Source organism: Streptomyces ochraceiscleroticus (assembly GCF_000720485.1).
GTDB classification, from domain to species: Bacteria; Actinomycetota; Actinomycetes; order Streptomycetales; family Streptomycetaceae; genus Streptomyces; species Streptomyces ochraceiscleroticus.
Genome location: NZ_JOAX01000020.1, coordinates 38,263 through 61,451, shown reverse-complemented (window position 1 = coordinate 61,451; position 23,189 = coordinate 38,263). Strand labels below are relative to the sequence as shown.

13 protein-coding genes and 5 pseudogenes are annotated in these 23,189 nt (G+C 70.1%); 10 read left to right on the top strand and 8 right to left on the bottom strand.

The window, feature by feature from the left end; translation table 11 throughout:
• The first annotated feature begins 151 nt into the window (after positions 1 to 151).
• Positions 152 to 1,762 carry a M4 family metallopeptidase gene (locus tag IG84_RS0123485; protein WP_031060698.1) on the top strand — a complete coding sequence of 537 codons (1,611 nt, stop codon included), beginning with the start codon at positions 152 to 154 and terminating at the stop codon, positions 1,760 to 1,762.
• 172 nt (positions 1,763 to 1,934) lie between these two features.
• Complete coding sequence (locus IG84_RS0123480) at positions 1,935 to 4,208, top strand: terpene synthase family protein (protein WP_031060696.1); 2,274 nt, start codon at positions 1,935 to 1,937, stop codon at positions 4,206 to 4,208.
• A gap of 71 nt (positions 4,209 to 4,279) precedes the next feature.
• Here the strand turns inward: IG84_RS0123480 and IG84_RS0123475 are convergent, their stop codons facing one another.
• A complete protein-coding gene (locus IG84_RS0123475; protein WP_030252762.1) occupies positions 4,280 to 4,477 on the bottom strand; it encodes a hypothetical protein in 198 nt (65 codons plus the stop codon).
• Positions 4,478 to 4,854: 377 nt separating this feature from the next.
• On the opposite strand from IG84_RS0123475, the pseudogene IG84_RS0123470 reads away from it, so the two are divergent.
• Both IG84_RS0123470 and hydA read left to right on the top strand, forming a co-directional pair.
• A pseudogene (locus IG84_RS0123470) lies at positions 4,855 to 5,139 on the top strand (dihydropyrimidinase); the annotation flags it as partial.
• 170 nt (positions 5,140 to 5,309) lie between these two features.
• The gene (hydA, locus tag IG84_RS0123465) at positions 5,310 to 6,701 is read left to right on the top strand and encodes a dihydropyrimidinase (RefSeq protein ID WP_031060690.1); all 1,392 of its coding nucleotides are present in this window, start codon (positions 5,310 to 5,312) and stop codon (positions 6,699 to 6,701) included.
• A gap of 420 nt (positions 6,702 to 7,121) precedes the next feature.
• Here the strand turns inward: hydA and cqsA are convergent, their stop codons facing one another.
• The gene (gene cqsA, locus IG84_RS0123460; protein WP_078649262.1) at positions 7,122 to 8,315 is read right to left on the bottom strand and encodes an alpha-hydroxyketone-type quorum-sensing autoinducer synthase; all 1,194 of its coding nucleotides are present in this window, start codon (positions 8,313 to 8,315) and stop codon (positions 7,122 to 7,124) included.
• A 186-nt stretch (positions 8,316 to 8,501) separates the two neighbouring features.
• Between cqsA and IG84_RS0123455 the strand changes: the two genes are divergently transcribed.
• Positions 8,502 to 9,071: an EF-hand domain-containing protein gene (locus IG84_RS0123455; RefSeq protein ID WP_031060684.1), complete on the top strand. Its 570-nt coding sequence runs from the start codon at positions 8,502 to 8,504 to the stop codon at positions 9,069 to 9,071.
• 201 nt (positions 9,072 to 9,272) lie between these two features.
• On the opposite strand, the gene IG84_RS0123450 is transcribed toward IG84_RS0123455, so the two are convergent.
• Both IG84_RS0123450 and IG84_RS0123445 read right to left on the bottom strand, forming a co-directional pair.
• The gene (locus IG84_RS0123450; protein WP_157848933.1) at positions 9,273 to 11,402 is read right to left on the bottom strand and encodes an ATP-binding protein; all 2,130 of its coding nucleotides are present in this window, start codon (positions 11,400 to 11,402) and stop codon (positions 9,273 to 9,275) included.
• 532 nt (positions 11,403 to 11,934) lie between these two features.
• Positions 11,935 to 12,654: pseudogene (locus IG84_RS0123445) on the bottom strand (GNAT family N-acetyltransferase); the annotation flags it as partial.
• 386 nt (positions 12,655 to 13,040) lie between these two features.
• On the opposite strand from IG84_RS0123445, the pseudogene IG84_RS42970 reads away from it, so the two are divergent.
• The 5 genes and pseudogenes from IG84_RS42970 to IG84_RS0123425 form a co-directional block, all read left to right on the top strand.
• A pseudogene (locus IG84_RS42970) lies at positions 13,041 to 13,283 on the top strand (recombinase family protein); the annotation flags it as partial.
• Positions 13,284 to 13,291: 8 nt separating this feature from the next.
• A pseudogene (locus IG84_RS42965) lies at positions 13,292 to 13,747 on the top strand (transposase); the annotation flags it as partial.
• Positions 13,748 to 14,082: 335 nt separating this feature from the next.
• Positions 14,083 to 14,376: pseudogene (locus tag IG84_RS0123435) on the top strand (amidohydrolase family protein); the annotation flags it as partial.
• 79 nt (positions 14,377 to 14,455) lie between these two features.
• Positions 14,456 to 15,460, top strand: a complete 1,005-nt coding sequence (locus tag IG84_RS0123430) for a TIGR03842 family LLM class F420-dependent oxidoreductase (RefSeq protein WP_031060670.1) — start codon at positions 14,456 to 14,458, stop codon at positions 15,458 to 15,460.
• Entirely contained in the window at positions 15,457 to 16,998 is a 1,542-nt protein-coding gene (locus IG84_RS0123425) for an NCS1 family nucleobase:cation symporter-1 (RefSeq protein ID WP_051862300.1), read from the top strand. The genes IG84_RS0123430 and IG84_RS0123425 overlap by 4 nt, the downstream gene beginning before the upstream one ends.
• A gap of 3 nt (positions 16,999 to 17,001) precedes the next feature.
• Here IG84_RS0123425 and IG84_RS0123420 read toward each other — a convergent pair whose 3' ends face one another.
• The 4 genes from IG84_RS0123420 to IG84_RS0123405 all read right to left on the bottom strand — a co-directional run bounded on the left by IG84_RS0123420 (position 17,002) and on the right by IG84_RS0123405 (position 22,954).
• The gene (locus IG84_RS0123420) at positions 17,002 to 18,621 is read right to left on the bottom strand and encodes an ABC transporter substrate-binding protein (RefSeq protein WP_037800788.1); all 1,620 of its coding nucleotides are present in this window, start codon (positions 18,619 to 18,621) and stop codon (positions 17,002 to 17,004) included.
• A 5-nt stretch (positions 18,622 to 18,626) separates the two neighbouring features.
• Entirely contained in the window at positions 18,627 to 20,795 is a 2,169-nt protein-coding gene (locus IG84_RS0123415; protein ID WP_031060662.1) for a hypothetical protein, read from the bottom strand.
• A gap of 195 nt (positions 20,796 to 20,990) precedes the next feature.
• Positions 20,991 to 22,058 (bottom strand): lipoate-protein ligase LplAB, encoded by a 1,068-nt coding sequence (gene lplAB, locus IG84_RS0123410; protein ID WP_031060660.1) that lies wholly within the window; start codon positions 22,056 to 22,058, stop codon positions 20,991 to 20,993.
• A 104-nt stretch (positions 22,059 to 22,162) separates the two neighbouring features.
• Positions 22,163 to 22,954 (bottom strand): SIR2 family NAD-dependent protein deacylase, encoded by a 792-nt coding sequence (locus IG84_RS0123405; RefSeq protein WP_031060658.1) that lies wholly within the window; start codon positions 22,952 to 22,954, stop codon positions 22,163 to 22,165.
• Positions 22,955 to 23,189 lie beyond the last annotated feature (235 nt).

Sequence of the window (23,189 nt, the reverse complement as noted above, 5' to 3'; positions counted from 1 at the left end):
GTCTGGTTCCGCGTGTACTCGCGCGGACCGTGCTCCGCCTCGCACCATCCGCACCACTCCGTACGACTCGTATGAGCGGGCGGCCGCTACCCATGGCCGCCCACCCCCCTCGACGGGCCGCCACCCCGCGGCCCCGTACCAAGGAGACCGAGTGAGAGGCTCTGCCCACAGACGTAAGTCCGCCCTCCGTGCCGCTGCCCTGGTCGCTTCGGCGGCCACGGTCGTGCTCGGCGTTCAGAGCGCCCCGGCCGGCGCTCAGAGCGGCTCCCAGGCCGGTGCCGTCGCCCTGTCGCCGGGGCAGCGCGCCGCCGCCGTGCAGGATGCCCAGTCCGGCGCCGCCGCCACCGCCCGCGCCATCGGCCTCGGCGGCAAGGAGAAGCTGGTCGCCCGGGACGTCATCAAGGACGCCGACGGCACGGTGCACACCCGTTACGAGCGGACCTACGACGGCCTGCCGGTCCTCGGCGGCGACCTCGTCGTGCACGCGAAGAAGAACGGCGACCGCAAGGTCACCAAGGCAGTGTCGGCACGAATAGCCGTGCCGACCACCACGGCCGAACTGCCCGCGGCGAGCGCCGAGAAGAGCGCGCTGAAGACCTCGGCGGCCGAGAAGAACACGAAGACCGACGCGCCGCAGGCCCCGCGCAAGGTGATCTGGGCGGCCACCGGCAAGCCCGTTCTTGCCTACGAGACCGTCGTCAAGGGCGTCCAGAAGGACGGCACCCCCAGCGAACTGCACGTCGTCACCGACGCGGCCACCGGCAAGCAGCTCTTCGCCGATGAGCGCATCGAGACCGGCACCGGCACCGGTGACTACAACGGCACGGTCACCCTCGGCACCACGTCCACCGGCTCCGGCTACGACCTGAAGGACGGCGGCCGCGGCGGCCACCGCACCTACGACCTGAACCAGGGCACCTCCGGCACCGGCACCCTCTTCCACGACGCCGACGACGTCTGGGGCGGCGGCCGCCAGTCCGCCGGCGTCGACGCCCACTACGGCGCCGCCACCACCTGGGACTTCTACAAGAACGTGCTGGGCCGCTCCGGGATCAAGAACGACGGCGTCGCCTCGTACTCGCGCGTCCACTACGGCAACGCGTACGTCAACGCCTTCTGGTCCGACAGCTGCTTCTGCATGACCTACGGGGACGGCGCGGGCAACGCCAACCCGCTGACGTCGCTGGACGTGGCGGCACACGAAATGAGCCACGGCGTCACCTCCAACACCGCGGGGCTGCGCTACAGCGGCGAGTCCGGCGGCCTCAACGAGGCCACCTCCGACATCTTCGGCACCTCGGTCGAGTGGTACGCCAACAACGCCAACGACTCCGGTGACTACCTCATCGGCGAGAAGATCGACATCAACGGTGACGGCTCCCCGCTGCGCTACATGGACAAGCCCAGCAAGGACGGCGCCTCGCGCGACTACTGGTCCAAGGACCTGGGCCGGATCGACGTCCACTACTCCTCGGGCCCGGCCAACCACTGGTACTACCTGCTCTCCGAGGGCAGCGGCGCCAAGACCATCAACGGCGTGAGCTACAACAGCCCGACCTACGACGGCAAGGCGGTCAGCGGGATCGGCCGCGCCAAGGTCGAGAAGATCTGGTACCGGGCGCTCACCACGTACATGACGTCCACGACCAACTACGCGGCCGCCCGCACCGCCACGCTCTCGGCGGCGAGCGACCTCTACGGCGCCTCCAGCGCCGAGTACCAGGCCGTGAACGCCGCCTGGGTCGCGATCAACGTGCGCTGAACCGGAACCCGGCACGGCTGCTTTTCGATCACTCGTCCGAGTGACTCCTCCGGTATCCCGCTTTTCGGTCCGCCGGCTGGGTAGTTCCCGGACGCACGCCGGGGGGCGCGGGCATCCGCAAGGGTGCCCGCCTTGCCCGCCCCCCCGGCACCGTCGAGAAAGGCCGGGGACCGTGACACAGCCCTTCCAACTGCCGGATTTCTACACGCCGTATCCGGCGCGCCTGAACCCACACGTCGAGGCGGCCCGCACGCACAGCAGACAGTGGGCGCGCGAGATGAACATGCTCGAGGGGTCCGGCATCTGGGAGCAGCGGGACCTCGACGCCCACGATTACGCACTGCTCTGCGCCTACACCCACCCCGACTGCTCCGCCGAGGACCTCGCCCTGGTCACCGACTGGTACGTCTGGGTCTTCTTCTTCGACGACCACTTCCTGGAGATCTTCAAGCGCTCCGGCGACCGCGAGGGCGGCAAGGCGTACCTCGACCGGCTGCCCGCCTTCATGCCGATGGACCTCGCGGAGGGGATGCCCGAGCCGACCAACCAGGTCGAGGCCGGCCTCGCCGACCTGTGGACCCGCACGGTCCCCGCGATGTCCCGGGGGTGGCGCGAGCGCTTCTCGGAGAGCACGGTCAACCTGCTCAACGAATCCCTCTGGGAGCTGTCGAACATCAACGCCCACCGGGTGGCGAATCCGGTGGAGTACATCGAGATGCGCCGCAAGGTCGGCGGCGCGCCCTGGTCGGCCGGGCTGATCGAGTACGCGGCCAAGGCCGAGGTCCCCGACCGGGTCGCGGCCTCCCGTCCGCTGCGGGTGCTGCGCGACGCCTTCTCCGACGCCGTGCACCTGCGCAACGACATCTTCTCCTACCAGCGCGAGGTCGAGGACGAGGGCGAGCTGAGCAACGGCATCCTCGTCCTGGAGCGGTTCCTGGACTGCTCGACCCAGGAGGCCGCCGAGGCGGTCAACGACCTGCTGACCTCACGCCTCCAGCAGTTCGAGCACACCACGCTCACCGAACTGCAGCCGCTCTTCGCCGAGTACGCGCTCGCGCCGGACGAGCAGGCCAGGGTCCTCGCGTACGTCAAGGGCCTGCAGGACTGGCAGTCCGGCGGCCAGGAATGGCACATGGTCTCCAGCCGCTACATGAACGGCGCGGGGGAGGGCACGGCCCCCGGGGCCCCGCGGCGCTTCTTCTCGCTGCCGCTGGGCGCCCTGGGCCTGGCCGCGCTGGACGTCACGCCGACGGCGCCGACCACGGCGCGCGCCGAGGCAGCGCGCGCCCGTACCTTCACGCACGTACCGTTCCAGAAGGTCGGCCCCTCCCGGCTGCCGGACTTCAAGCAGCCACTGCCCGGCAGCCTCTGCCCGCACCTGGACACGTCCCGGAAGAACCTCGTCGAGTGGGCCCACCGGATGGGCATCCTGGAGGAGCAGCCCGGCATCCCCGGCTCGCAGGTGTGGACCGAGGAGAAGCTCCTCGACTACGACCTGCCGCTGTGCTCGGCGGGTCTGGACCCCGACGCCACTCTGGAGGAGCTCGACCTCAGCTCCGCGTGGCTCGCCTGGGGGACGTACGGCGACGACTACTACCCCGTGGTGTTCGGGCGCCGCGGCGACCTGGCCGGGGCCAAGGCGATGGACGAGCGGCTGGCGGCCTGCATGCCGCTGGACTGCTCCCCGCCCCCGCCGGCCACCCACGCGCTGGAGCGCGGCCTCGCCGACCTGTGGCAGCGCACGGCGGGCCCGATGAGCGCGGAGAACCGCCGCCGCTTTCACGACGCGGTGCGCGTGATGACCAGGAGCTGGCTCTGGGAGCTGGACAACATGGTGCAGAACCGCATCCCCGACCCGGTCGACTACATCGAGATGCGGCGGCACACCTTCGGCTCCGACATGACGATGAGCCTCTCCCGGATCAGCCACGGCAATACCGTGCCCGACGAGATCTACGAGAGCGGGCCGTGGCGGGCCCTGGAGAACGCCGTCATCGACTACGCCTGCCTGCTCAACGACGTCTTCTCGTACCAGAAGGAGATCGAGTACGAGGGCGAGGTGCACAACGCGATCCTCGTCGTGCAGAACTTCTTCGACGTCGACTACCCGACCGGGCTGCGCATCGTCGACGACCTCATGAACAGCAGACTGGACCAGTTCGAGCACATCGTGGCGCACGAACTCCCGGTCCTTTACGACGACTTCGGCCTGGACGCCGAGGCGAGGAAGGGCCTGGGGACCTACATCGCCGAGCTGGGCGACTGGATGTCCGGCATCCTCAAGTGGCACTACGACTGCCGGCGCTACAAGGAGTCCGACCTCGTCCGGCACCACTCGCCGGAGCAGCCCGGCGGCCCCGACGCGGCCGGCGGGTGGCGCCCGCCGGTCCCCACCGGCCTCGGCACCTCCGCCTTCCGGGTCCCGCGGCCCGAGCCCGTCGGCTGACGCGCGGACGGCCCCTCGGCTGACGCGCGCGGACGGCCCGCCGGTGCCGCACCGGCGGGCCGTCGTGGCTCTCAGGGCAGGATCTTCTCCACTGCCGCCTGCCCCTCGGCGGCCAGTTTGCGGCGTGCCCATTCCAGATTCTTGGGCGTCAGGTCACGCCCGGTGGCCATCACCAGGTCCTCGGGGGTGGCGTCGGCCGACGGACCGCTGTGCAGGCTGCGGTCCGGAGTGGTGAGATCCTCGGGCTCGGGCCGCGATTGCTTGTCCATGCCGCCTCCTCGCGCCTCATGTGTTCCTCCATCTTTGCCGCAGATCGGCCGGTGTGCACTCCGAGCCGGACCGGCGACCGCCGCGGTGACCGTCCGTAGGTATCGATCGCCGACCGTCACGGATTCCCGGCGGCCCGGAGAGCGGCCCCCGACTGGCGTAACCCGCTCGTTCCGGTGGGTTAACGACCGCGGTATTGCCCGGTCGGGTGTCATGCTTCTACCGTCTGTGGATCCGGCCGGGCTCTACGGGTGTAGACCGGCCGCGACGCGGTGTCAGGGACGGCAGGGGTGGGTCGGTGCCCGGGTGACGATGCGCGTGGGCTGCTTCTGCCGCTCCGGTCAGTGCCGGAGTGCCGGCGGTGGAAGGGGACAGGACTGTGAGTCGTACGGTCATCCGTGGCGGGCCGGTCATCACCGCCGCCGACGAGACCCATGCCGATGTCCTGGTCGAGGGCGGCCGGGTGGTCGCACTGGCCGCACACGGCTCGGAATACGCGCTCGGCTGGCCGGAATCGGCCGACCGCTTCATCGACACCGGCAAGCACGTCATCCCGGGCGGCGTCGACTTCGGCGGGACCGCCTCCTCCGACACCTTCGCGACCGGCACCGACGCGCAGTGCGCCGTCGACTACGCGTTCCACATGATCCTCTCCGACGTGAACTGACGGGTGAGCCACCGCACCCGCCGCATCCGGCGTCATGATGCCCGATCGCTGCAACTGAGGCGCACACTCCACCCACCGACCACCCCCCCATCGATCCCATCGATCACTAATCGACGACCGGGCCGGGACCGCAGACGGACGGATGCCTGGCACTGGAGGTGCGAAGCATGACCCGCACGCTGATCACTGGTGGCCTCGTCATCACGGCCGCCGATGAGGTCCACGCCGACGTACTCATCGAGCATGGCCGCATCGCGGCCCTCGCGGCCCCGGGCACCCACGAGTGGACCGCGGACCGCGTCATCGACGCCGCCCAGAAGTACGTGATCCCTGGGGGCGTCGATGCCCACACCCACATGGAGATGCCCTTCGGCGGCACGTACGCCTCGGACACCTTCGAAACGGGCACGCGTGCGGCGGCCTGGGGCGGCACCACGACGATCATCGATTTCGCGATCCAGAACAGGGGACACTCGCTGCGCGAGGGCCTGGACACCTGGCACGCCAAAGCAGACGGCAAGTGTGCGATCGACTACGCCTTCCACATGATCCTCTCCGACGTGAACGAGCACGTGCTGAAGGAGATGGATCTTCTCGTGGGGGAGGGAGTGAGCTCGTTCAAGCTGTTTACCGCGTACCCCGGGGTCTTCTTCAGCGACGACGGTCAGATCCTCCGCGCGATGCAGAAGGCCGCCACCAACGGTGGGCTGATCATGACCCACGCGGAGAACGGGCTCGCCATCGACGTCCTGGTCGAGCAGGCACTGGCTCGCGGGGAGACCGACCCCCGCTATCACGGCGAGGTACGCAAGGCCCTGCTGGAGGCGGAGGCGACCCACCGGGTGATCAAGCTGGCGCAGGTGGCCGGGGCACCCGTGTACGTCGTCCACGTATCAGCCCAGGAAGCGGTGGCGGAACTGACCCGCGCCCGCGACGCCGACCTCCCGGTCTTCGGCGAGACCTGTCCCCAGTACCTCTTCCTCTCCACGGACAACCTCGCCGAGCCGGACTTCGAGGGCGCGAAGTACGTGTGCTCGACGCCACTGCGCCCCAGGGAGCACCAGGCCGCCCTCTGGCGTGGCCTGCGCACGAACGACCTCCAGGTGGTCTCCACCGACCACTGCCCGTTCTGCTTCGTGGGCCAGAAGGAGTTGGGCCGCGGCGACTTCTCCAAGATCCCCAACGGCATGCCGGGCGTGGAGAACCGCATGGACCTCCTCCACCAGGCGGTCGTCGACGGCCACCTCACCCGCCGCCGCTGGATCGAGATCGCCTGTGCCACGCCGGCCCGCATGTTCGGCCTGTACGGCAGGAAGGGCACCATCGCCCCGGGCGCGGACGCCGATGTGGTGATCTACGACCCGCACGCCGAGCAGGTCCTGTCGGCAGCCACGCATCACATGAACGTGGACTACTCGGCGTACGAGGGCAAGCGCGTCACGGGTCGGGTGGAGACGGTCCTGTCCCGCGGGGAATTCGTCATCGAACAGCGGGAGTTCACGGGGCACGCGGGCCATGGCGCCTATACGCCGCGCTCCACCTGCCAGTACCTCGGCTGAGAAACCCGGAGGCCCGTGCCCTGCACTTCGGGGAAGTCGCTTGGCCCGCGCGTCCCCACGCCCCTGCAACGAATGTGGTGGCGTGGGGAGATGGTCCACGTCAGTGGGGCGTCTTGCATCAATACCCCACGAATCTTGCCCATCACTACCGAACTGGACCTAACCCTGCTCGCGGGTGAGGGGAAGCGGGCATGCTGCTGGCCCTGGAGGCGATCTGGCGGCAGGCCTCGCGCCCGCGGGGATGGTCCCGTCTTCCGCAGCTCGGGCGGGGTGTGGCCCTCTGCTCATCGCACCCGCGGGGATGTACCCGTCTTGATGGGCCCGCATCGACGCGGGCGGCCGTAGACGGATGGCCGCCTCCCCCCTGCGCCCGCAAGGCTCCGGGAGATGGAACCTCTGGATGGTGCGATGTGCGATCGCTCAGGTTGCTGCTGTCCGCTGGGCGCGGGCCGTGCTGCTGAGGAGCGGGCGTACGGCCAGGCAGACCTCGACCAGCCGCTCCACCTGCGCGTCGGTGAGACCGGCATGCAGCGATACCCGCATCGTCGCTCGTCGCCGTGAGGTGGCCGGCGGGCCGAACGGTGACGGGAACACCCCGCGGGACATCATCGCGTCGCGCAGTTTGATGGCCTGCAGCTCCGTCCCGGCCTCCAGCGGGAGGATCGGTGTCTGCGAGCCGTGCAGATCGATCCCGCCGGCCGTCAGCTCCCGCCGCACCCACTCGGTGACATGGTGCAGCCGCTCGCGCCGCCACCCGTCCTCCCGAACGGCGTGCAGCGCGGCCTGCAGGCCGGCCAGATCGTGTGGCAGCAGGGTGGAGCTGAATACCGCTGGATACGACTCGTGCTTGAAGTAGTCGACGAAGTCGGGGTCGCAGCAGGTGATCAGTCCGGCCCGGCCGGCGAACGCCTTCGACAGGCTGACGGTGCGGAAGTGCACCGAGTCCTGCAGGCCGAGCGCCGCGACGATGCCCTCGCCCCGCTCCCCGTGCACCCCCAGTGAGTGCGACTCGTCGACGACCAGCACGCAGCGGTTCTCCGCGGCGACGGCGGCGATCTCCGCCAGCGGGGCGAGGCTGCCGTCCGAGGAGTACACCCCGTCGACGGCGATGATGCCGGGACCGTGGTCGGCGATGCGCCGGCGCAGATGGTCGAGGTCGTTGTGGCGGAACAGCCGGGTCTTGGCCCGGGCTGCGTGGGCTCCCTCCCACAGGGACATGTGCGCGATGACATCGATGTAGATGGGCGTCGACGGGTCGGCGATGGCCTGCAGCAGGCCGGTGTTGGCGGCCCATCCGGACTGGCAGAGGATGCCGGCCGGGGCACCCATGTGCGCGGCCAGCTCCTGCTCCAAGGACAGCTGCGGATGGTCGCCGAAGAGGAGGATGCCGGACATCAGGGTGCTGGTGCCCGCGGCGTTGAGCCGTTCGGTCATGGCCTCGATGATGCGGCGGTCGCGAGCCAGGTGCAGGTAGTCGTTGTTGTCGACGATCACGGCGTCCGGTCCGGGGGGACGCCCCCAGAAGAGGTGGTCTCCGCCCCAGTCCTTGGGGACGCGGATGCGGGCGAAACGGTCTACTCGGTAGCGCGACTGGGGTGGAATGGGGATGACCATGCCCAGGGTGTGCCCATCCCGGAGTCAGGCACTCCGGACAGGGAGCAGGCCGCCCCGATGGGGTGTACACGGGTATACCGCGCGCCCTGCAAACCACCCGCGCGGGGCGCGTTCGGACGCCGGCGCACGGGCATGCCTCCCCCGGCCGGGCGGGAATCCGACCCGTCCCGATTCTGAGGAGGGCGCATGACGGCAGCAACCACGGAGACCACCGACATCCTCGACCGCAAGCTGGAACGAGCCTTCGAGCTGATGGATTCGGACGCCAACGGCGAGCTGGTCGAGGGCGATCTGCTGGTCCTCGCCGACCGGCTGGCGGCGGCCTTCGAGAGGGGAGACGACCCCGCCCGCAAGGAACGGCTGCGCAACGCATTGCACCGGATCTGGCAGGACCATCTCGCCGGCATGGACGACGACGGTAACGGCTATGTGGACGTGGCCGAGTTCACCCGCGGCTTCCGGGCGGCCGCGAGGGACAACCGGGGAAAGTTCCTTGCCGATCTGAGCGAGGTCGTCGCCGCCTGGATGGACCTCGTCGATGTCAACGGCAACGGACGAATCGACGTTGACGAGTATCGGCTCATGTACGAGTCGGCCTTCGGAATTACGCCCGAGGACCTGGAGTACGGCTTCCGGCAGCTGGACCACGACGACAGCGGAGAGCTCGACGAGCAGGAGCTGCGGCAGGCCACCGAGGAGTACTACACGAGCAGCAACCCCGACGCACCCGGAAACTGGCTTTTCGGGCCCCTCTGAGCCCCTGCTCAGTGCTCAGAGGGCCTGCCCAGAGCGTCCCGAACGACACTTCCCTCGACCTCAAGACCGCCATCCGCGCCTCATTGACGGAGACAACACCGCTGGTAAGCCCGTCACCTGCGAAGTCCGTCGGCCGGATACTCGACAAGGTCAAACGGTAATTGACGTCAAGCACGCGACATTAGTTGTGCTTCATCAGCTTTACTGGCCGCCGACGGTGGGCGGTGTGTCGCGGTCGCTCACGGCGAACTCCACGGCGACCGAGCGTGGCCACTGCGCGCCCTGGCGGTGCAGTACCTCGTAGCGCTGGTCGCCGAGCGCCTGCCGGGCGGTGGCGTCGAACCGGGCGTGCAGGGCCCCCAGCTTCGGGTTACCGACGAACGGCGCCGCGCCCGCCAGCGCCAACACCGCGCTCGCCGCGCCGAACAGACAGGCCGCGCGGGCATACCGGCCTTCCTGCGCGGCGACCCAGGCCAGCAGGCTGAGGGAGGACGCTACGCCGAGCAGGTCGTCGCGCGCGAACTGCAGCTCAAGCGCGCGGCGCCCGCCCTGGCCGGCGGCGGTGGTATCCCCGGAGAGCACCTGGGCGATGCCGCTGGAGATGAGGATGAACGCCGTGAAGTAGCTCTCCTCATTGCCCTCGCCGAGCAGGTCTCGCGCTTTGGCGAAGGCGGCGAGCGCGGCGTCGAGGTCGCCGGCGATGGTGTGGGCGACGCAGCTGCGGATCGCGGCCAGGCACATGCCGGAGGTGTCGCCGACGTCGCGGAAGATCTCGGTGGCCCGGCGCAGCAGGTCCAGGCCCGCGTCGGGCTCACCGGCGTAGGCCAGCGCCATCCCGCGGCTCATGGCGGCATATCCGGCCAGTCGGAGGTCGCCGAGCCGGTCGGCGACCTCCTGCGCCTCGTCCGCGCATTGCTGCGCCGCCGCGTGCTCGCCCCGGTACGTCGCATAGGTGCAGCTCCATACCAGGGTGGTGAACCGGTCGGCGGACGGCTCGGGCGCGCGATCGAGCGCCAGGTCCATCCAGTGGCCGGCCTCGCGGGGCTGCCCGGCACAGGTCCAGTACGGCCACATCACCGCCGTCAGTGCCACAGCGCCGACACCGCCGCCCTCGTCGAGGGCGTAACCGAGCGCGGCGCGCAGGTTTTCCCGCTCGGGGACCAGTGCCCAGTACAGCGGCACCTGCTCGGAGGTGAGGAAGCGGTCGGCGAAGTGGCGCAGCAGCGAGGTGTAGTGGGCGACGTGGCGGCGGCGGCAGGCGTCGCGCTCACCGGCGGCCTGCAGCCAGAAGGCGCCATATTCGCGGATGGTGTCGAGCATCCGGTAGCGGTCACCGCCCCCGGTGGGCACCCAGGACAGGATCGAGGCATCGGCAAGCGCGCTCAGCAGGGCCGGGATCTTCTCACCGGGGAGCCGGTCATCGGCGCACACCCGACGCACCGCCTCGGCGTCGAAATCGCCGGCGAACACCGAGACCCGCGCCCACAGCAGCCGCTCTTGCGGCGTGCACAGTTCGTTGCTCCAGCCGATCGCGGTACGCAGCGCCTGATGCCACGGAGGATCGGCGTCCGGCACCGCCTCGCGGTCGTTGCCCAGCACGCTGAACCGGTCGTCCAGCCGCTCCGCCAGTTCGCTGATGCTCAGCTCATGCAGCCGGGCCGCAGCCAGCTCGATGGCCAGCGGCAGCCCCTCCAAGCGGCGGCACAACCGCACGAGATCCGGCCGATTGGCGTCGGTAACCGTAAAGCCCGGTACGGCCTGGGTGGCCCGCTCGGCCAGCAGCGCCACCGCATCCTCCGCGCCCGTGGCCAGGTCGCCCTCCTCGGGCACGGGCAGCGGGTCGAGCACCACCACCTCCTCGTCGGCCAGATTCAGCGGGCGCCGACTCGTGGCCAGGATCCGCAGGCCCGGTGCGGCCCGCAGCAGCACATCCGCCGTCAGGGCGCAGGCCTCGGCGAGGTGCTCGCAGGTGTCCAGCACCAGCAGCGTCTCCCGCTCGGCCAGGTACTCGGCCACTACGTCGATCACCGACCGGGTCGTCTGGTCGGCCAGCGGCAGCGCCTCGGCGATGACAAGCGCGACCAGCTCACCGTCCCTCAGCGGCGACAGCTCAACGAACCACGCCCCGTCCCGGAACTGCGCCTGCACGGCCTCCGCGGCCGCCAGCGCGAGACGGGTCTTCCCCACGCCGCCGACCCCGGTCACCGTCACCAGCCGAGACCGCCCGCACAGCCGCGCCACCTGCGCCAGCTCCGCCTGTCGCCCGACCAGACGGCTCGTCTCCTGCGGCAGGTTCCCCACCCGCCGCTCCTCCGCCAGCCCATCCGCCACCCGGACGCTCCCCGATCCCGAACCCTGCCATGTTCGTCTGCTGGGCCCGTTGGTAGCAGAACGCCGAGCCCCTCCACAGGACTTCGGGCACCTTGGCCACGGCCTCCCGCTCACCGTGAAAGAGTGCGGCGCGGGCCTGGCCCGCAAGAGCCAGGGAGAGCCTCCTTGGCCTCGGGAGTGTGCGGTGCCTGCGGACCGGGCCACCTGCCCTGGCCCGGCCACCAGCCTCCGCCGTCCCGGGTCCTCGGTGCCCTGAGCACCACGACCGATGTGCGGCGAGGCGGGGCTGGACGGACTTGCATCGCCCGTCCAGGACCAGGCCCCCGCAGATACCACTCGCCCCAGCGACGCAGTTCCCGCCACGCCAGGCGAACACACGATCCACGAACTCCGCCAGATCCTCGCGGAGCCGTCAGCCCGCCGCGGGACCGACCAATCCCGTGGTCTGCCGGTTCACCTGGAGGGGGCCCTCACTGTGTTCCGGTCTGGAACTCATAGGCGATCGCATCGATCACCTCACGATGGTCTTGCCAGCGGCCACCATGCTTCCAGCGTCCGGTCCGGGAGTAACCGCCGGGGTGTAGACGATGTCCACTTGGACCTGGCCGCCGATCATCGGGTTCATTCCTGCGATGGAGACGGGAGTGCCGTCCGGGGTCTCCCAGAGCGTGTAGCGCTTGTCGGCGAAGCGCGTGTCGGCCCAGGAGTCGGCGTCCATGGAGACCACCTCCCCGACGGCCTTGGCGAACTCGCCGCACCAGTACATCGTTTGCTCAAGGTCCTGCTCGCCCAGCACGCGGCCCCGGCCCGCCGGCATCGGCTCCGGTGGGGTGAGTGTGTCGAGGCGGTAGAGACGGAGCCGCGTGTCGCGGAGCTTCGGCGTCGCGCCGGTGTGCCGCTGCCATGCCTCGGCGAAAGCGGTGGCTGTGCTGTGGTCCGCGCTGATGGAGGGAAGGGAGTGCCCGAGGGCGGCCAGGTGAGCGGCGAGGGAGTCGGCCTGCTCGGGCGTGAGCGGGGAGAGGCCCAGAGCACGGGGCGGGAGGCGGTAGAAGGTGGCACAGGCCTCGCCCGCTCGCTCCAGCAGCCCGAAGACGGGGACTTCGGTACCGAACGACTCCGCTCCACGCGTTCGCACTCTCTCGGCCCACGTCAGCTGCATGACGTGCAAGCCTGGCCGTGAGCGCAGGAAGTCTCCGGCCCGGACGAGAAAGTCGTCGACGTCTTCGGTGAGGTACCAGGCATCCGGGCGCATGCTGCATGCTCCCTCATGCTATGGAAGTGCTCAACGGGTCCCGCCAGGGCGAAGAAGCAGCCGGTGGTGATGCCCGCGGCCAACTGAAGCGGGCAATGAGGCGCGCAGTCGCCCCCGGTGCGGAGGCCGAGGGGAAAGTGCCGACCCCGAACGAAGAGAACGCAGAGGGCGATCCCGCAGGGCAGCTCTGCCACGCAGGCGGTGCTACGTCGCGGCCGGCGGTCATCACTGCGACGTGGAGACCGCGAACCTTCAGCGTCACGGAAAGGATGCGCTTGGCTTCGGTTTTCTTTGAGGTCAAGGGATGCTGGAATTCAGTGGTGAATGCGGAAAGCGAAAGTGAGAAATGAGGCGCTCTGGTAGAGCATCGAATACTGTTTCTCGGTATGAACTGCCCCGGCTGTGATCGGCAGTCGGGGCGCACCGATGTCGGCCGGACCATGAAGGACATCCACCGTTGGGTCTATGACACCACGGACCGCGGTGTACGCGTGGCCACCGCCGACTGCCGCATCGACAGCGACGACGAGATGTTCGGAATCCAGCTCAGCCTCCTCGCCTACATGGTCGAGCTGGAACACGCCATGATCCTTGACCGCATCGTGGGCGGCAGGGAGAAGAAGCTGGAAGCCGGTGGGTGGTCGGGAGGAGTGCCCCCGTTCTGGCTCGAACCTTCCGGCAAAGGAGTGAATCAACTTCCCGCAAGCTCGAGCGGCTCGCCGCGGAGAGGCTCGGTGACGTCCCTCAAAGGGAAAGAGCAGCAACTCCTGAAGATGCGCGACGAAGCGATGGAGCGGCTGCGGGAAACCGAGCTGCAAGAGGACCGGGCCAAGGAGATCCTGGAGCTCGCCCTGCGCGCCGGTCCGCAGCTGGGCGACCGGGATGCCCCTTCGAAGCATGGTTCAGGGACAGCGAGCGCCTGGTTCCTCCGCCTCTCAGTGATGCGCAGTGGGAACGTGTCGAGTCCCTCTTGCCAACCTCCAGGAAGAAGTCCAGGATTGTTCCTCCTCGGGTCGCTTTCGAGGCGTCACTCCACAAGGTTCGGCATGGACTGAGATGGAAAGATCTACCCGGACACATCACTCAAGGACAGCGCCCACAGGCCATCTACCAGCGGGCTCTGCGCTATTTCCACGCCGGGGCGTGGGGAGAGGCTGTATGCGCTCTTGGCTGCGCCGCGGGCACACCGGTACCGCCGCTCTACGGACTGCCCGATCTTCATATCACCGGTTCCTTCGATTCGACTATCTCCACGCCGCCGCAGAGCCGCGTCTGCAGCCCGCCGGAACCCGCTGTTGCCGGAGAGGTCGAAAGCGGCCCCCACGGGGTACGGGACCACGCGACAGAAGTAGGCGCCCACGCACATTTTTCAAATTGTTCACGGCCTACCCGGGGGTGTTCTACAGCGACGACGGGCAGATTCTGCGCGCCATCGCCTGCGCCGCGCCGGCCCGGATGTTCGGGCTGTATCCGAAGAAGGGCACGATCACGCCCGGCGCCGACGCCGACATGGTCATCTATGACCCGCACGCCGAGCAGCTCATGTCGGCCGAAACCCACCATATGAACGTGGACTACTCCGCGTACGAGGGGCGGCGGGTGACCGGTCAGGTGGAGACTGTCCTCTCCCGCGGTGAAATGGTCATCGAGCGATGGGAGTTCACCGGCCGGGCGGGCCACGGACAGTACGCGCCGCGGGCCACCTCCCAGTACCTCTCCTGACCCGCCAGGGCCCGGGCGCGGAGACCCTCACCCGGGACGCCAGTCGTCATCACCGGCTCTATACAAGGGAGTGGAAGCGATGGACTTCGGAGTCGTCCTGCAGACCGACCCGCCCGGCTCGGCCGTGGTCGGGCTCATGCGCCGCGCCGAACGGCAGGGCTTCCGCTACGGCTGGACCTTCGACTCCGCCGTGCTCTGGCAGGAGCCCTTCGTCATCCACGGCCGCATCCTCGAACACACCGAGCGGCTGATCGTCGGCCCCATGGTCACCAACCCCGGCACCCGCACCTGGGAGGTCACCGCCTCCACCTTCGCCACCCTGAACGAGATGTACGGCAACCGCACGGTCTGCGGCATCGGCCGTGGCGACTCGGCGATGCGGGTCGCAGGGCGCCGCCCGAACACCCTCGCCCGCCTCGGCCAGGCCATCCCCGTCATCCGCGACCTCGCCGAGGGCCGCGAGGCCATCGTGGACGGCAAGCCGCTGCGGCTGCCGTGGGTCCGCGACGGAAAGCTGCCCGTCTGGATGGCCGCGTACGGCCCCAAGGCGCTGGCCATGGCCGGCCGGCTCGCCGACGGCTTCATCCTCCAGCTCGCCGACCCCTTCCTGACCGAGTGGATGGTCAGGGCGGTACGGAACGCGGCCACCGAGGCCGGGCGCGACCCGGACGCGCTGACCATCTGCGTGGCGGCGCCCGCGTACATCGGCGACGACCTCGCCCGCGCCCGCGAACAGTGCCGTTGGTTCGGCGGCATGGTCGGCAACCACGTCGCGGACCTGGTGAGCCGGTACGGCGAGCACTCCGGCATGGTCCCCGAGGAGCTGACCGCGTACATCAAGACCCGCGAGGGCTACAACTACGCGCACCACGGCCGCGCCGACAACCCCGACACCGCCTTCGTCCCCGACGAGATCGTCGACCGCTTCTGCCTCCTCGGCACGCCCGAGGCGCACCTCAAAAAGCTCCGCGCCCTGCGCGCCCTGGGCGTCGACCAGTTCGCCCTGTACGCGATGCACGACGCGAAGGAAACGACGATCGACGCGTACGGCGAGCAGATCATCCCGACGCTGGCGGGGGAGTGAACACGCCCACGGTGCCGGCGGACAACCGGGGAGACGGGCGGCCGGACCCGGGCGGCCGCATCGAGCTCCCACCGGACGCGATACCGGCCGACGGCCGCTTCGCCAACGCCGACCTGCGTCCCGTGCCCGCCGCCGAACGCCACTGGACCACCTACAACTTCGCCGCGCTCTGGGTCGGGATGGCCCACAACATCCCTTCCTGGACGCTGGCCTCCGGCCTGGTAGCGCTGGGGATGGACTGGAGACAGGCCGTCCTCACCATCGCCCTCGCCAATGTCATCGTGCTGCTGCCGATGCTGCTCACCGGGCATGCCGGACCCAAGTACGGCATCCCCTTCCCGGTCCTCGCCCGCGCGTCCTTCGGACTGCGCGGAGCGAACCTCCCGGCGCTGGTGCGGGCCGCCGTCGCCTGCTGCTGGTTCGGCATCCAGACCTGGATCGGCGGCCAGGGCATCTACATCCTGCTCGGCAAGATCTTCGGCGGCGGCTGGGCGAAGGCGGAAACCGTCGCCGGGTACCCCTGGACTCTCTGGCTCTGCTTCGCCGCCTTCTGGGCGCTCGAACTGGCCATCATCGCGCGCGGCATGGAGACCCTGCGCCGCTTCGAGAACTGGGCGGCGCCCTTCGTCCTGATCGGCGCCGTGGCCCTGCTCGCGTGGATCGCGGCGAAGGCGGGCGGCCTCGGCCCCCTCCTGGACCAGCCGGGCACCCTGGGCTGGGGCACGGACTTCTGGCGGGTCTTCTTCCCGTCCCTCATGGGAATGATCGGCTTCTGGGCGACGCTGTCCCTGAACATCCCCGACTTCACGCGCTTCGGCGCAGGGCAGCGCGCACAGGTCTGGGGCCAGACGCTCGGACTGCCCACCACCATGACGGCCTTCGCGCTGCTCTCCGTCCTGGTGACCTCCGGCTCCCAGGCGGTGTACGGCGTGCCGATCTGGGACCCGGTGGCCCTCGCGGGCAAGGCCGACAACGTCTTCGGCCTGCTCTTCGCGCTGGTCACGGTCCTCATCGCGACGATCAGCGTCAACATCGCGGCCAACGTGGTCTCCCCGGCCTACGACCTGGCCAACCTCGCCCCGCGCTTCCTCACCTTCCGCAGCGGCGCGCTGATCACCGGCGTGATCGGCGTCCTGGTCCTGCCGTGGAAGCTCACCGCCACGCCCGAGCTGTACATCTTCACCTGGCTCGGGGTGGTCGGCGGCCTCCTCGGCACCGTCGCCGGCATCCTCATCGCGGATTACTGGATCATCCGCCGCACCGTCCTCGACCTCGCCGACCTCTACCGCCCGGGCGGCCGCTACTGGTACACGGCCGGCTGGAACTGGCGGGCCGTCCTCGCCTTCGCCGTGGGCGGCCTCCTCGCGGTCGGCGGCTCCTACTCGGCCCCGGGGAAGGGCCCGTTCCCCGCCGACGGCCTGCTCCCCTTCCTCCGCCCCCTCGCGGACTACGGCTGGGCAGTGGGCCTCGGCGCGTCACTCGTGCTGTACACGGTGCTGATGCTCCACCGCCGCGGAGACCCCTCGGACACGCACTAGGAACTAGGGCGCACTGCTGGGAATCACGCAGTTCTTCGGCTGTTCATGCCCGGTGGGCCAGCCCAGGCCGACGAACTTGAGCTGACCCAGGCCCTGTTGGCCCGGGTCCAGCTCGACCACCGCGGCCGGCTTGTCGTACGCGTTGCCCCCGCTGGTCAGACAGATCAGGCCGCTCGTGCCCCGCACCCGGTGCCGGGACTGGAGCAGCGACCACTGCCTGCCGACGTCCTCGCGGCTGGGGACCGCCTCGGCGCCGCCCTTCTGTGCCTGGTGCAGCGCCTTGCCGATGGTGATGAGGCCGTCGTACACCAGCATCGTCCGGGAGTCCTGCAGATCCGGGTCGGAGCCGAGCCGTACGCCCTCGCCGCGCGCGCTCTCGATCTGCTTCTTCAGGGTGTCCAGGGCCGCCAGGGGCTCGGTGAGGTACTGGGGGAGCTCCGCCTCGGTGGGCTTGCGCTTGTGCTCCGCTTCCCACTTCCGGTTCCATTCGGCCAGCTCGGTACGCCAGGCGTCCGGATGCGCGGGCGCCGCGTACTGCACCGTGACCTTCGGCCTGCCGTCGGTGCCGCGGAGCTGTGCCCAGTTCTGCTCCGTCATGGCCTGCCGCAGCGAGGCGGCGTCGGAGCCGCTGACGATGGTGTAGTGCCGGTTCTTGCAGTCCACCTGGGCGAGCTTGAGCGCGAAGATCCGCAGGTGCAGCGTGCGGCCCGCGAAGTACACGGTGTCGGCGCCGGAATCGCAGATGTTGTTGGCCGTCTGCGCGAACTGGTTGCCGGTCGAGCCCGCCTCGTCGATGGCCGGGGACTCGAAGGGCATCGCGGCGGGACCGGCCGGGCCCTTCTCCTTGATGCCACTGAACGCCTTTGCCAGCGATTCGCTGTAGCCGTCCTGACGCTGGTCGTAGACCAGTACCGTCCTGCGGTTCTCCCGGCCCCGTTCGCCGTTGAAGTTGGCCAGCGCCTGGGCCGCGTCGTGGTTGGTGGGGATGATCCGGGCGAGGCCCGGGAACCGCAGCTTCGCCGTGCCGTCCGTCCGGTCCTCGTTCGCTATCCGGTCCCCGCTGATCCGCGAGGCGAGCACCGGGACCTTGTGCGCCGTCAGCCGTTTGACGGCCTTTTCGGTGTCACCGAGGCTGAGGTTGAAGCCCGTGACGGCGCGCAGCCGGTCCGTGGGCGAGTCGGCCATCCGCAGCAGGGTGTCCACTACCTTCCCCTGCTGCTTGTAGTCCCGCCCGGGGTTGGCCAGTACCAGCCGGATCTTCGGCGGCTCGCCCTCGCCCTCGTTGGCCTGCCGCTGGCCCAGGTACGCGCCCTGGAGGTCGCTGCGCATCTGGCGGCGCAGCGCCGCCCGGTCCGACTGGAGCGGCAGCATCACCGCCACCGTGACGTGCGGCTGGCCGTCGATCTTCTTGTTCTGGGCCGCGATGGCCCGGGACACGTCGCGGATCTCCGGCGTGCCGAAGTCGTAGCCCTCGCCATTGACGCCGATGCACTCGTCGCCGACCCGCTCGATTCCTTCGGTACAGGTGTCCAGCTTGTGGGTGATGAGCACCGCGAGCCACACGCACCCGGCCAGCGCGCCTACGCCCAGCAGCGCGTAGAGGATCTTCTTCCAGATGGGCATCCCCGTTATCTCCTTCGCCCGAGCTGCTCTGTGCAGGTGCAGCGCAGCAGCGGTTGCTCGTTCGCCGCCAGGCCGCTCCAGTGGGTCGCCGTCCTGCTGAGCTGTCCCGCGCCGTCGAACTCCATGATCGAGAGGAGTCCCAGCAGCTTGGCCAGCGTGCGGGCCGTCTCCTTTCCGGTCGGCCTGGTCCGCTCCTCGCACAGCCACACCGCGTGCAGCAGCTGGTCGACGGTGCGGCGCAGCGCCGGTCCGTCCGCCGTCACCAGGCCCTGGGCGCGCTCCCGCCGGGCGTCCGCACCGCCCGGATACGGCGCCTGGGCGATCTCCAGCAGCTCCGCGCACCACTCCTCGGGGCGCCCGGGCAGCGTGGCGGCCAGATGGCGGGCCACGTCGTCCGCACCGCCGGAGACGAGATGGTGGTTCATGCGGTGCGCCGTGACCGAGCGGAACGCGCCGCCGCGTGTCTCCTCGCCCGTCGCCGCGCGCAGCGCGTAGTGGTCCCGCAGCAGATGATGATCGGCGTACCAGGCGGCGGCGCCGGGGCGCAGCCCGTACAACCGGTGCACCAGCATCTGGCGCAGCCCGAAGTCCCCGATGAAATGCCGCTCGCAGCTCGGCCACCCGGTGTCGGTGAGCAACTGCGAGACATGATGCACCGTCAGGTGGTGAACCCGGCCGGCCTGATGGTGTCGCAGCAGGACGTCCGCACACTCTTCATCGTGTGCCACCGACAGATGCGTGAGCAGATCCAGCCACTGGTCGCGGTGTTCGCTCGGCAGCCCCACCGGGAGCTGGTCCAGGACCAGCTCCTGGAGCAGTACTTCCGTCACCGGCCGCTCGGTGGTGCCGTCGCCGGGGAGCAGCAGCGGGGCGGCCAGCAGGTCCCGGTCGTTGGCGTCCTCGGGCATCCGGAAGGCCGCGGCCGCGGCGGCGAGCCGGATCACCGTGTGCGGCCGCCCGCCGCTCAGCCGCGCCACGGCGGCGTCGATGCGGCGGCGGTTCGCGCCGCCCTCCGGCTCCGCGTGCTTCTGCCGGCGCTCGGTCTCCCGGCGGAGCTGGTCCCCGGTGAGGAACGGCATCCGCAGCAGCAGTACTCCGTCGGCCAGCGGCGCCCGGTCCGGCCCCGCGTCCGTGCGCCGGGACCACGCGGGCGGGCCGCCGTTGGCGGGCCGGAACTCCGCCGGCGGCACCACCTCCTCCGGCGGCAGGCCGCCGTGCAGGAAGGCGCCGCCGTCCGCCCGGAGCGCCGTGCCCACGATCACCACGCGGTCGCGCTGCCCGGCCCGGCGGTCGGCGAGCACGGCGCGCAGCAGCCGCTCTCCCAGGGGCGACACCGCGTGATCCAGCAGCAGCCCCGGGCGGCCGACCCTGCTCAGCCGGCCGACCATCGAGGCGTATGCCGCCTCCAGGTCCTCGCGGAGCGCCCGGAAGAGGAACCCTTCGGCCAGCTCCCGTGCCTCGCCGCCGGCCTGGAAGTCGGCGGCGAGATTGCTCAGCCCGTGCTTGGGCTGGCCGGCGGCGCCGGGATACGCGCCGTAGATCCGCTCCAGTTCCACCTTTCCCCGGGGCGCCAGGCGCTCGAAGAGGGCGTCCAGCAGCGCGTTGCTCACCGCCGCCGAGTACGGGTCGAGCTCTTGCCCGGACAGGGTCGTCAGCAGGTTCCGGACGCTGCCGCGGAGCACACCCCGCCAGAAGTCGCCTGCCCCCAGGCCGCGGAGGCGCCCCCTCTGGGGCAGCTCCTCGTACCGTTCGACCTCCGTCGCGACCGCCTCCGGGGTGCCCTCGGCGGCGCCGGTCGCGATCACCGCGAGGCCCGTGAAGAGCCGGGGGAACGCGAAGGAACCGCCCGTCCCCTGCCAGGTGCACAGCCGCCGGGCGACCTCGGCCAGGGCCTCGGTCGCATCCGAGCGGGCGCCCGGCTCCGGCTCCGCCCGGTCCGCGTACACCGGCGAGCCGGTGTCCAGATAGATCACCGGCACCTTGGTGGCGAACCGATCCCGCACCGCGCGCAGCAGCCGCCCCTTGCCCATGCCGGGGCCGCCGGTGAGCAGTACGACCGGAAGGTCGGGGCCGTACAACTGCTCCCGCCCGCTGCCCGACGGCGATCGCCCGAACAGGCGCGCGAAGAAGCCCTCCTCGCTGAGCAGCTTCTCGAACCCCAGATCATCACGCACGGACTCCTCCCCCTGGAGTGCTCTCCCGCCCGGGAACGGGAAACCGGCGCGCCGTGGCCGGTGTGTCGGGGAGAGGCTAATGGAACGCGTGGAACGTGAACCCATTCTTCGGGGTAATGAGGTCTGTGCGGAAGGGAACGGAGTGGGTGGGTTTACCGCGGAGTTGAGCGGGCGAAGTGCTCCTGCGAGGGCCGGTTACGGCACCCGGGACGTCCACTCCGGGTCGCTGAACTTGGTGGTCGCCAGGTCGCGGGCGCGGGCGAACTCCTCGTCCGTGACCGTGCCGTCCGTGCCGCCGTAGCGGGCGCGGAAGGAGGCGATCATGCGGGTGATGACCTCGGAGCGGGGGAGGCCGGTCTGGCGGCGGAGCGGGTCGACCCGCTTCTTGGCGCTGGTGGTGCCCTTGTCGGAGAGCTTCTCCTTGCCGATGCGGAGCACCTCGACCATCTTGTCCGCGTCGATGTCGTAGGACATCGTCACGTGGTGCAGGACGGCTCCGGAGCCCGCCACGATGCGCTTCTGGGCCGCGCCGGCGATCTTGCCGGCGTCCGTCGCGATGTCGTTGAGCGGCTTGTACCAGGCGTTGATGCCCATGTCGCCGAGCGCCCCGAGCACCCAGTCGTCGAGGTAGGCGTAGCTCTCGGCGAAGGTGAGGCCGTGGACCAGGGACTCGGGGACGCAGAGGGAGTACGTGATGGTGTTGCCGGGCTCGACGTACATCGCACCGCCGCCGCTGATCCGGCGGACGACCGTGATGCCGTGCTTCTCGGCGCCCGCCGGATCCACCTCGTTGCGCAGCGACTGGAAGCTGCCGATGATCACGGCGGGGCGGTCCCACTCCCAGACGCGGAGCGTCGGCGGGCGCCGGCCCTCGGCGACCTCGGTGGTCAGTACCTCGTCCAGCGCCATGTGCAGCGCGGGCGCCTGCGGCGGCTCGTGGATGATCTGCCAGTCGTAGTCGGTCCAGTCGGTGGCCTGGGCGACGGCCCGGCGGACCGCGACGCCGACCGACTCCGCGGTGAAGCCGATCATGGCGACACCCTCGGGGAGGGCGGCCTCGATGCGGTCGGCCAGGCCCCGGGTGCCGGTGTCGGCGGGCGCGCCTTCCAGGGCCGCGTTGATGTCCAGGAGCGCGTCGTCCGGCTCCAGGAAGAAGTCCCCGGCGACGCGCACGTGGCGCAGTACGCCGTCCGCGACCTCCAGATCGACGACGACCAGCTTGCCGCCGGGCACCTTGTACTCACCGTGATGCCTGCTCTGCACGGCGCTCACCCTCCACGTCTCCGCGGCCGTCCGGACCGGCCGGCCGCCCGGTCAACCGTATCGCCGAGGCCGTCATTCCCCACCAAAGGGGTCAAGCACGTCGGTCACGGGTGCAAACCGGCCAGCAGCCGGGGCAGCGCCTCGCCGATCGGGTCGCGGACGATCTCGTCGGCGAGCGCGTCGTACGGGGTCGGCTCGGCGTTGACGATGATCAGGCGGGCGCCGTGTTCGGCGGCCAGGCCCGCGAGCGAGGCGGCGGGCTGGACCGAGAGGCTGGTGCCGACCGCGACGAACACGTCGCAGTTCTTCGCCACTGTGATCGCCGCGCCCAGTACCTCCGGGTCCAGGCTCTCGCCGAACATCACGGTCGCGGACTTCATGATCCCGCCGCAGTCGAGGCACGCGGGGTCCGGGTCGCCCGCGGTCACCCGGGCCAGCGCGTCGGCCATCGGCGTCCGGGCGCGGCATTCTGTACACACCGCGGTACGGGCGTTGCCGTGCAGCTCCAGGACCTTGCGGCCGGGCATCCCGGCGAGCTGGTGCAGCCCGTCGACGTTCTGGGTGATCACGCGGACGGGGACTCCGGAGCGCTCCAGGGCGGTGACGGCCTCGTGCGCGGCGTTCGGCCGCGCGCGGAGCGCCGGGCCGTCCCGCCGCATCAGCCAGGACCGGCGCCGGATCTCGGGATCGTTCATGTAGTACGCGTACGTGACGAGCTTCTCGGCATCCGGGTCGCGGCGCCACACCCCGTTCGGCCCGCGGTAGTCGGGGATGCCGGAGTCGGTGGAGATCCCGGCACCGCTGAGGATCGCGACCAGGGGGCGCCGGGCGCCGTCATCGGAGCCGCCGCCCGGTCCGTCGAGGGGGTCGTGGGTGGGGTCGTCCGTGCTGCTCATGTCGTCAGCGTACGCAGCGTGGAGCGGGCGGTGGCGGGGGACTTGGCCGGTTTGTCGGGCGCGGTTATTTAGATGTAACCAGAAACTTCCTCAAGATCCGGGACGGCCTCTTGCCGGTCGTCTGTATGCGAAATACGGTCTGCTGCATTCGTTCCTGGTGATCGTTCGCGATGCGTTCTCGTTCTTGATGATCGTTCGGGAGGTAGGGTCACGTGCGCCGAACAGCGGCTGTTCC

Excerpts from the sequence above, each read along its gene's own strand:
- IG84_RS0123475 (WP_030252762.1), bottom strand. The coding sequence starts at position 4,477 with ATGGACAAGCAATCGCGGCCCGAGCCCGAGGATCTCACCACTCCGGAC.
- hydA (WP_031060690.1), top strand. The coding sequence starts at position 5,310 with ATGACCCGCACGCTGATCACTGGTGGCCTCGTCATCACGGCCGCCGAT.
- cqsA (WP_078649262.1), bottom strand. The coding sequence starts at position 8,315 with ATGGTCATCCCCATTCCACCCCAGTCGCGCTACCGAGTAGACCGTTTC.
- IG84_RS0123455 (WP_031060684.1), top strand. The coding sequence starts at position 8,502 with ATGACGGCAGCAACCACGGAGACCACCGACATCCTCGACCGCAAGCTG.
- IG84_RS0123430 (WP_031060670.1), top strand. The coding sequence starts at position 14,456 with ATGGACTTCGGAGTCGTCCTGCAGACCGACCCGCCCGGCTCGGCCGTG.
- IG84_RS0123420 (WP_037800788.1), bottom strand. The coding sequence starts at position 18,621 with ATGCCCATCTGGAAGAAGATCCTCTACGCGCTGCTGGGCGTAGGCGCG.
- IG84_RS0123405 (WP_031060658.1), bottom strand. The coding sequence starts at position 22,954 with ATGAGCAGCACGGACGACCCCACCCACGACCCCCTCGACGGACCGGGC.